This is a genomic window from Mesorhizobium sp. M7A.F.Ca.US.006.01.1.1, assembly GCF_003997935.1.
GTDB lineage: Bacteria > Pseudomonadota > Alphaproteobacteria > Rhizobiales > Rhizobiaceae > Mesorhizobium.
In genome coordinates this window covers 1-7,612 of record NZ_RZQL01000290.1, presented here as the reverse complement: position 1 = coordinate 7,612, position 7,612 = coordinate 1, and the positions used below count along the sequence as shown (strand labels likewise).

The window sequence follows — 7,612 nt, the reverse complement described above, 5'->3', positions numbered from 1 at the left end:
GGTGATTGCCGATCTCGGTGTCACCTCCGACGAAGCCAAGCGCAAGGAATTGCTGGGGCAAGCGCAGAAGATCCTGGCCGACGATGCGGTGGTCGGCTTCCTCTATGAATTGCCAAAGATCGGCGTCTGGGACGCCAAGCTGCAAGGGCTGTGGGAAAACGCCCCGATCCAGGCCAATGATTTGACCAAGGTGAAGTGGAGCGAGTGATCCCCCGCCTTCCATGACCGCCTACCTCCTAAAACGCCTCGCCATCGCCATCGCCACGCTGGTGCTGGCTTCCATGGTGGTGTTCGCCGTCCTGGAGATTCTGCCCGGCGATCCGGCGCGGCTAATGCTGGGCATGAATGCCAGCGCCGACCAGGTCGAGCTGCTGCGCAACCAGATGGGCCTCAACGCGCCACTGGCCTTGCGCTATCTGCACTGGGCCGGCGGCCTGCTCAGTCTCGATCTCGGCCGCTCCTACACCTATTCGGTGCCGGTCCTTGATCTGGTGCGCGAGCGGCTGGCGGTGTCGCTGCCGCTGGCGCTGATTGCGCTTGCACTCTCCACAATCATCGCCATTCCGGTCGGCCTGTTTTCCGCCAGCCGGCGTGGACGCGCCGGCGACACGATTTCCATGGGCGCCGCACAGCTTGGCGTTGCCGTACCCAATTTCTGGTTCGCGCTGATGCTGATCTATGTCTTCGCCGTCTGGCTGCGGCTGGTCCCTGCCGGCGGCTTTCCCGGCTGGAGTGCCGGCATCTGGCCAGCCTTGAAGTCGCTGCTGCTGCCGGCAGTGGCGCTTGCCTTGCCGCAAGCCGCGATCCTGGCGCGCGTCACCCGCTCGGCGCTGATCGAGGTGCTGAACGAGGACTATATCCGCACCGCCCGCGCCAAGGGCCTGCCCTACCGAGCTGTGCTGTGGCGGCATGCACTGCGCAACGCCATGATCCCGGTGCTGACCATTCTGGGCCTGCAGTTCGCCTTCCTGCTTGCCGGCACCATCATCATCGAGAATGTCTTTTACCTGCCCGGCCTCGGCCGGCTGGTGTTCCAGGCCATCACCCAGCGCGACCTGATCGTCGTCGAAAGCGTCGTCATGCTGCTGGTCGCCGCCGTCATCGCCGTCAACCTTCTCGTCGATCTTTCCTATGCGGTGGTCGATCCGCGTCTGAGAAGCCAGCAATGACGCTGCACATAGACATCCCCGAAGAGACGTTCGGCAGCATCCTGACCAAGGCGTTCAGGAATACCGCCTTCGTTGCCGGTTTCGTCATCACCCTCATGATCCTGGCAATGGCTGTAATCTCTTATGCCTGGACGCCCTACGACGTCACGAAACTGGTGATATCGGACAAGACGCAGGCACCCTCGCTGGCGCACTGGTTCGGCACCGACCATTTCGGCCGCGATATCCTGTCGATGGTCATGGTCGGCGCCCGCAATTCGATTGCCGTGGCGCTGGTCGCGGTCGGCATCGGCATGGGGGTCGGCGTGCCGCTCGGCACCTTTGCCGCAGCACGCGGCGGCCTCGTCGACGAGGCACTGATGCGGCTGAACGACCTCGTCTTCGCCTTCCCGGCTTTGCTGTCGGCGATCATGATCACCGCCATCTTCGGGCCAGGTGCCGTCAACGCCATCATCGCCATCGGCATCTTCAACATCCCGGTCTTTGCGCGCGTCGCCCGGGCCGGCGCGCTGGCGATCTGGCCGCGCGAGTTCATTCTCGCCGCACGCGCCGCCGGCAAGAGCAGCGCGCAGATCACAATCGAACATGTGCTGCCCAACATCGCCACGCTGCTCCTGGTGCAAGGCACCATCCAGTTCGCGCTGGGCATCCTGGCCGAGGCCGGGCTTTCCTATCTGGGCCTGGGTGCGCAGCCGCCCATGCCGAGCTGGGGCCGCATGCTGTTCGACGCGCAGACCCGCATGGTGGTGGCGCCATGGATGGCGATCTTTCCGGGCATGGCGATCGTTGTCGCCGTGCTGGGGCTGAACCTCCTGGGCGACGGCATCGCCGACATCCTCGATCCAAAATCGCGGCGGCAGCGATGAGCCTGCTCGGCATCGAGAACCTGTCGCTGACCATCGGCGACACGCAGATCCTCAAGGGCATGGAGCTTTCCGTCGCGCCCGGTGAGGTGATGGGACTGGTCGGCGAATCCGGTTCCGGCAAATCGATGACCGCGCTGACGGTGATGCAGCTCCTGCCCCATGCGGCGCGCGCCAGCGGACGCGTCACATTCGACGGCATCGACATCCTGGCAGCAACCGAGGACCAGATGTGCGCGTTGCGCGGCGACGACATCGGCATGGTGTTCCAGGAGCCGATGACGGCGCTCAATCCGGTCAAGACCATCGGCGAACAGGTTGCCGAAGGCATACGCTGGCACACCAAGGCCAGCCGTGCCGAGGCCGAAGCCCGGGCGCGAAAGATGCTCGACCGCGTCGGCTTGCCCGAAGCGAAATTCCCGATGTCGCGCTATCCGCACGAACTGTCAGGCGGCCAGCGCCAGCGTGTCGTCATCGCCATCGCCTGCGCGCTGAAGCCGAAGCTGCTGATCGCCGACGAACCGACGACGGCGCTCGACGTGGTGCTGCAGGCACAGATCCTCGACCTGTTGCGCGACCTCGTCGCCGAAAGCCGCATGGGCCTGCTCCTGATCTCGCACGACCTCGCCGTGGTGACCGAGATGGCCGACCGCGTCACTATCCTGCGCCATGGCGAGGTGATGGAGGCCGGCGACACGGCGCGCACGCTGTCCGAACAGCTCCATCCCTACACGCGCCAGCTGGCGCAGGCCTCGATGCATGTGCCGGCGCGCGCCAGGCCGCATGGCATCGAGACGGGCCGCCCTTTGCTTCAGGTCGAGGGCGTGACCCGCGACTATCCCGGCCGGCGCACTTCGCTGTTCAAGCGCGCGCCTGGTATCCGCGCCGTCGACGATGTCTCGCTGTCGATGGCGCCGGGTCAGTCAGTGGCACTGGTTGGTCGCTCCGGCTGCGGCAAGTCGACGCTCGCCCGCATGATCCTGGCGCTGGATCGGCCGACATCGGGCTCGATCCGGTTTCGCGGCGAGACCATCACCGGCAAGAGCCAAGTCGAACTGAAGCCGGCGCGACGTGACGTGCAGGTCGTTTTCCAGGATCCCTACGGATCCTTCGACCCGCGCCAGAAGGTCGAAAAACTGGTCGCCGAACCCCTGCATGTGCTGGAGAAAAAGCCGACACGCGCCGAGCGCCGCGAAATGGTGGCGCATGCGCTGCACGAAGTCGGCCTCGGCATCAGCGACATGGACAAATACCCCCATGAATTTTCCGGCGGTCAGCGGCAGCGCCTGTCGATCGCCCGCGCCATCATCACCCGCCCCAAACTGGTCGTCGCCGACGAGCCGGTCTCGGCGCTCGACGTCTCGATCCGCGCCCAGATCCTCGATTTGTTCGCCGAGCTCAACCAGAAGCTCGGTATCGCCTATCTCTTCATCACCCACGACCTGACGGTGGCCCGCGCCATCACGGACGAGGTGCTGGTCATGCATGACGGCAAGATCGTCGAGCGCGGCAAGACGAGCGAGGTGCTCGACCACCCGCAGTCCGAGGCTGCCAAGGCGCTTGTCTCCGCCGCCCCTGATTTGCACCGGTCGATCGCGAAGCGGCTGCGAGAGCAAGGCTGATCAGGAGAGAAGGCGCCCAATCACTCCTGCGGCTTCACCACATCGACCGGGCTGATGTCGAGCAGGTCGAGCGTGCGGCGCAGCAGCCGCACCTCGCTCTCGGCCAGTTGCGAATCGGCCTTGGCGATCTCCGCCATATGCTGGGCCAATTGCCGGCGCCGCTCGACGTCGAGGTCGCGGAACAGCGCAATCGCCTGCGAGCCGTTGGTCTCGTAGCCGAACTCGTTGAGATATTCGATGACGCTGTCGATGCTGCTTTCCGCAATGCCGAAAGCGTCCTTGCAGATGCGCCGGAAGGCAACCATCTCGCTCTCGCTGACCGACCCGTCGGCCAGGATCATGCGAAACAGCATCAGCAGTTCCGCCGACAGGACCGGATCGTCCGCCACCTTGCGCACACCCGGGTCGCCGTCGAAGATCTGACGTATCTGGTCCAGCAATGCGAATGCCATCAGGTGCCTCTTTCCGGGTTGACTACACACAAACACAAATCCACGCGCGATGCGCTGGGATAGAGGTAGCGCGGAATCGATCTTGCGCAAACAGGGCGGCCGTGGTCGAACGCTCGATATTTGAGCCGGCCGGACACCTCCATACATCAGATGATCGACCTTAGTATCCAGACCGTCGCCATGCTCGCTTTCGCCGCCTTCGCCGCGGGCTTTGTCGATTCGATCGCCGGCGGCGGCGGGCTGATCACCGTGCCGGCACTGCTGCTTGCCGGCTTCACGCCGGTCCAGGCGCTCGCCACCAACAAACTGCAAGGCATGTTCGGCTCGGGCTCGGCGACCATCCACTACGCATCGAAGGGTCATGTCGATCTGCGCCGGCAATTGCCGTCGGCGCTTCTGGCCCTTGTCGGAAGCGCCGTCGGCGCCTTGCTGGCAACGATCGTGCCGGGCGACATTCTGCGGGCTGCCCTGCCTATCGTGCTGATCGCCATCGCGCTCTACTTCGCGTTCAAGCCCAACATGAACGATGTCGACCGCGCTGAGCGCCTGTCGCCGTTCCTGTTCGGACTGACCCTGGTGCCCGCCATCGGCTTCTATGATGGCCTGTTTGGACCGGGCGCAGGCTCCTTCTACATGCTGGCCTTCGTGGCGCTTGCCGGCTACGGCGTGCTCAAGGCGACGGCGCATACCAAGCTGCTCAACTTCGCCTCCAACATCGGCGGCTTCATCGTCTTCGCGGCCTTCGGCGTCGTCTACTGGAAGATCGGCCTGATGATGGGCGTCGCCCAGTTCATCGGCGCCCGCGTCGGCGCCAGCCTGGCCATGCGCATCGGCGCAAAACTGATCAAGCCGCTGCTGGTGATCGTGTGCCTGGCGCTTGCTGTGAAGCTGCTGGCCGACCCGGCGAACCCGCTGCGGGCCCTGATTGGTGTGTGATCACGCGCCCTGATAGAATGCTGCTGTTCGAATCATGTTGGAGGAGCCACACATGAATCTTAGCGCACCTACACAGATCGTTTTTATCATTTCCGTTGTTATCGCCATCATCGGGGCACTCGCCGCGCTTGGTGTTCTCTCATTCATTCCACTCGCATCGGTGTGGATTGTTCTTATTGCTTTCATCGTGCTTGCCGGCGGCTGCTTGATGCGCGGCGCCTGACCATTTCCCTTGAAGTCGGAACGAGGAGCGCCCGGCCAAAAGCCGGGCGCTTTTGATTCCGGCCCCGGGTCTGCTAGATTTGACTTGGCGCAAGGATGGCCGATGCCCGTCGAGATGCAACCCCAGCAAGAACAGGATCGGTCCGTCGCCGGGCGATTTGAGATGCGCCGGCGCCTGCCCGATCCTCGACTTCAGGGCATTGTGTCGGACATTTGCGGCTATCGCGAAATGGCGCCCGGCCATATGCGCAACGTCGAATACGCGTCGCTCACCGTACCGCTGGTCATCAGCTTCGCCGAACCCTTCGCCATCGGCCTCGGCAAGGCGCCCGGCGACAATGACCGCTTCGCCAGTTTCGCCGCCGGCCTCTTTGCCGGACCGGTGGTGATCGAATCCTTCGGCGGCGCCTGCTGCGTCCAGGTCAACTTCACGCCGCTTGGTGCACGCCGTTTCTTCCGCCTGCAGATGAGCGAACTGACAGACAGCATGGTCGTCATCGGCGACCTGCTTGGCGCGCAAGGCTTGGCGCTGCGTGAACGGCTGGGTAATGCGCCGGATTGGACGACGCGTTTCGATATGGCCGAAGCCTTCGTCACCGCCCGTCTTGAGAATGCCCCCGAGACGCCGCTTGAAATCGGCTGGGCCTATGACCGCATCATCGCATCCGGCGGCCGGACCCGCATTGCATCGATCGCCGAAAGGTTGGGCTGGAGCCGCAAACATCTCGCCGCCGGTTTTTCCAACGCCATCGGCATCGGCCCCAAGACGCTGTCGCGCATCGTGCGCTTCAACCGGGCGCTCGGCCTGTCGAGGCAGCCGGCGGCCGACTGGGCGGATATTGCCGCCGATTGCGGCTATGCCGACCAGGCGCATCTGGTGCGCGAGTTCCGCGACCTCGCCGGCGAGACGCCAACCGCGCTTTCAATCAGGTAACATTTCTTCAAGACCTTGGGACGGCCTTCGACGACAGTGGGACATCGACCAACCCAACCGAAGGAGTTCCCATGCCCACCACCACTGAAGCACCGCGGCTTTACCCCGCTTTGCGCTACAAGAACGCGGCAAAAATGATCGACTGGCTGGGCGAAGCCTTCGGCTTCAGCGTTCGTGCCCGCTATGGTGAAGGCGATGTCGTGCACCATGCCGAACTGGTCTTCGGCTCCTCGATGATCATGCTGGGCACGGTGCGCGACGACGACTACGGCAAGATGGTCGGCGAGCCCGGCTCAGGCGGCGGCAAGTCGATCTACATTGCCGTCGATGATGCCGATGCCGCCTATGCCAAGGCCAGGACGGCCGGCGCCACGATCATCCAGGAATTGACCAACCGCGACTATGGCAGCCGCGAGTTCATCTGCCGCGACCCGGAAGGCAACGTCTGGTCGTTCGGCACCTACTGGCCCAAGGCAGGCGAGAAGGGCTGACATCGTTTATTACGGTGGCCAATCATCGATGATTGGCCGAAGCTCCCAACTTCGTCATCCTAGGGCGGAGCAGCCGCGAAGCGGCGTCGCGGAGACCCTAGGATCCATGCCGCGACCCTGGCCGTGGAGTGCAGCGGAGCAGAATTCTGCACCGAAGCAACGCTTCCGAGTCCCGGCATGGATCCTCGGGTCTGCGCGGCGTCGCTGCGCTCCTTGCTCCGCCCGTGGATGACGACGTGATGGGCGTTGTCACTATTTGCCAAGGTGGTTTGCCCACGGGGCACTATCGAGCCAACCCAAAAATCGCGTCACAGTCGAGATTAACCTCCAACTCGGCCGCGATGTCGTCCAGCGCTTTCTCGACCTCGGCGCGATAATCCACACCGCCGCCGCTGACGCCAAGACTCGCAAGATAGGCGGCGCGAAAGCCGTCGGCGCCAAACAGGCCGTGCATATAGGTGCCGATCACCTTGCCGTCGGCCGACACCGCCCCATCCTCGATGCCATTGATGATTGCCGACGGCCTCAGCGTATCTGGCCCGGTGGTGCGGCCGAGATGGATTTCATAGCCTTCGAGCGGCAGGTCGAACGGCACCGAACGGGCGCTGACGTTGCGCACCGTCTTTTCCGGTTCCATCACCGTTTCGACGTCGAGCAGGCCGAGCCCTTCGGCTTCGGTGACGCTGCCCTCGATGCCGTCGGGATCGCGCACAGCACGGCCCAGCATCTGGAAACCACCGCAAATGCCGACGACATGGCCGCCGCGCTTGCGGTGCGCGAGCAGGTCGCGATCCCAGCCGTTCTCGCGGAACTTCAGAAGATCGCCGATGGTCGACTTCGAGCCTGGAATGACCACCAGACCGGCATCGGCGGGCAGCGGCTTTCCCGGCGGCACGAACACCACCTCGACCCGCGGCTCGGCC

8 protein-coding genes and 2 pseudogenes are annotated in these 7,612 nt (G+C 64.1%); 8 read left to right on the top strand and 2 right to left on the bottom strand.

Going from position 1 to position 7,612, the window contains the following annotated elements:
- From EN943_RS32365 to EN943_RS32350, 4 genes and pseudogenes are all read left to right on the top strand, one after another.
- A pseudogene (locus EN943_RS32365) lies at nucleotides 1–208 on the top strand (ABC transporter substrate-binding protein); the annotation flags it as partial.
- 13 nt (nucleotides 209–221) lie between these two features.
- Nucleotides 222–1,169, top strand: a complete 948-nt coding sequence (locus tag EN943_RS32360; RefSeq protein ID WP_127416059.1) for an ABC transporter permease — start codon at nucleotides 222–224, stop codon at nucleotides 1,167–1,169.
- Nucleotides 1,166–2,035: an ABC transporter permease gene (locus tag EN943_RS32355; protein WP_127416058.1), complete on the top strand. Its 870-nt coding sequence runs from the start codon at nucleotides 1,166–1,168 to the stop codon at nucleotides 2,033–2,035. Before EN943_RS32360 ends, EN943_RS32355 begins: the two co-directional genes overlap by 4 nt.
- Entirely contained in the window at nucleotides 2,032–3,654 is a 1,623-nt protein-coding gene (locus EN943_RS32350; protein WP_127416057.1) for a dipeptide ABC transporter ATP-binding protein, read from the top strand. The genes EN943_RS32355 and EN943_RS32350 overlap by 4 nt, the downstream gene beginning before the upstream one ends.
- A gap of 20 nt (nucleotides 3,655–3,674) precedes the next feature.
- On the opposite strand, the gene EN943_RS32345 is transcribed toward EN943_RS32350, so the two are convergent.
- Nucleotides 3,675–4,106, bottom strand: a complete 432-nt coding sequence (locus EN943_RS32345) for a TerB family tellurite resistance protein (protein WP_127416056.1) — start codon at nucleotides 4,104–4,106, stop codon at nucleotides 3,675–3,677.
- A gap of 150 nt (nucleotides 4,107–4,256) precedes the next feature.
- Between EN943_RS32345 and EN943_RS32340 the strand changes: the two genes are divergently transcribed.
- The 4 genes from EN943_RS32340 (at nucleotide 4,257) to EN943_RS32325 (ending at nucleotide 6,689) form a co-directional block, all read left to right on the top strand.
- Nucleotides 4,257–5,042 carry a TSUP family transporter gene (locus EN943_RS32340; RefSeq protein ID WP_127416055.1) on the top strand — a complete coding sequence of 262 codons (786 nt, stop codon included), beginning with the start codon at nucleotides 4,257–4,259 and terminating at the stop codon, nucleotides 5,040–5,042.
- Nucleotides 5,043–5,094: 52 nt separating this feature from the next.
- Entirely contained in the window at nucleotides 5,095–5,265 is a 171-nt protein-coding gene (locus EN943_RS32335) for a hypothetical protein (RefSeq protein WP_127416054.1), read from the top strand.
- Nucleotides 5,266–5,367: 102 nt separating this feature from the next.
- Nucleotides 5,368–6,198, top strand: a complete 831-nt coding sequence (locus tag EN943_RS32330) for an AraC family transcriptional regulator (protein WP_127416053.1) — start codon at nucleotides 5,368–5,370, stop codon at nucleotides 6,196–6,198.
- A 71-nt stretch (nucleotides 6,199–6,269) separates the two neighbouring features.
- Nucleotides 6,270–6,689, top strand: a complete 420-nt coding sequence (locus EN943_RS32325; RefSeq protein WP_127416052.1) for a VOC family protein — start codon at nucleotides 6,270–6,272, stop codon at nucleotides 6,687–6,689.
- A 283-nt stretch (nucleotides 6,690–6,972) separates the two neighbouring features.
- Here the strand turns inward: EN943_RS32325 and EN943_RS32320 are convergent.
- Nucleotides 6,973–7,612, bottom strand: a pseudogene (locus EN943_RS32320) (cobyric acid synthase CobQ); the annotation flags it as partial.